At 53.6% G+C, this 1,246-nt stretch carries 1 protein-coding gene; it reads right to left on the bottom strand.

Annotated features, from left to right (window positions below; all coding sequences use genetic code 11):
* Nucleotides 1-30: 30 nt before the first annotated feature.
* Nucleotides 31-1,181, bottom strand: a protein-coding gene (locus tag ACQKDS_RS20190) for an IS3 family transposase (protein WP_399674056.1) whose coding sequence is annotated in 2 segments (ribosomal slippage) — nucleotides 31-923 and nucleotides 923-1,181 — 1,152 coding nt in all. Because the reading frame shifts where the segments join, the coding sequence is not laid out codon by codon here.
* Nucleotides 1,182-1,246 lie beyond the last annotated feature (65 nt).

Below are 1,246 nucleotides of genomic sequence, written 5' to 3'. Positions count from 1 at the left end.
TGATCCTACCCGCGTAATGTGGACACGGCCCTAAGCGAGATTCTGGTTTTCAAATTGTTCCGGACTGAGTCCGCCACAGGCACTGTGGCGACGCCAGCGGTTGTAATCGCACTCGATATAATTAAACACCGCCGTTCGCATTATTTCCCGGGTGGCAAAGCGCTCGTCGTGGATACATTCCACCTTCAGCGTATGGAAGAAGCTTTCCACACAGGCATTGTCGTAACAACAACCTTTTGCGCTCATACTGCCACACAGATTATGCCGTTTCAGTAAGCCCTGGTAATCCCCTGAACAGTACTGGCCGCCTCTGTCAGTATGAACAATGACATTTTCCGGGCGTTTACGCCGCCACAACGCCATCTGCAACGCATCGCACGCCAGTTGTGCCGTCATCCGCGATGACATCGACCAGCCGATGACGGCTCGCGACCACAGGTCAATCACCACGGCCAGGTAAAGCCAACCCTCATCAGTGCGAAGATAGGTGATATCTCCCGCCCATTTCTGATTCGGTTCACAGGCGTAAAAGTCCTGCTTCAGCAGGTTTTCAGACACCGGCAGACCATGTTCACGGTAACTGACCGGGCTGAACCGGCGTGAGGCCTTTGCGCGCAGCCCCTGACGGCGCAAGCTGGCGGCAATGGTTTTGACGTTGTACTCCGCAAGCTCATCAGCAAGACGCGGTGCGCCATACCACTGTTTTGCATCACTGAATGCTTTTCGGACAGCGTTATCGCAGGCAAGACGAAACTGCTGACGCGGGGCTATCTGATGACGGCGCAGACGCCAGGCATACCAGCCGCTGCGTGCAATACGGAGCACCCGACACATGGCTTTGATGCTGAACTCAGCCTGATGTTTTTCGATAAAGACATACTTCATTTCAGGCGCTTCGCGAAGTATGTCGCGGCCTTTTGGAGAATGGCCAACTCTTCATCCTTTTCAGCAAGTTGGCGTTTCAGACGGACAATTTCGGCGGACATTTCCTGCTCACGTCCAGATGAAGAGTGCTGCTGTTGCAGTTTGCTGCGCCAGGTATAAATCTGCGATTCGTACAAGCTGAGTTCGCGGGCAGCGGCGGCCACGCCGATACGTTCAGCCAGTTTGAGGGTTTCTTGGCGAAATTCGGGTGTGTACTGCTTGCGGGACTGCTTTTTGCTTGATGCTGATTTTGTCATGTGAGCTACCTCTGGTTAAGAGTTTACTCACTTAGCGCCGTGTCCACTATTGCTGGGTAAGATCA

Origin of the sequence: Serratia sp. NPDC078593, assembly GCF_050268245.1 — a bacterium.
Taxonomy (GTDB): Bacteria; Pseudomonadota; Gammaproteobacteria; order Enterobacterales; family Enterobacteriaceae; genus JBNNGK01.
Note: the sequence above shows the minus strand (reverse complement) of the source record. Positions and strands in the feature narration are given on the sequence as shown.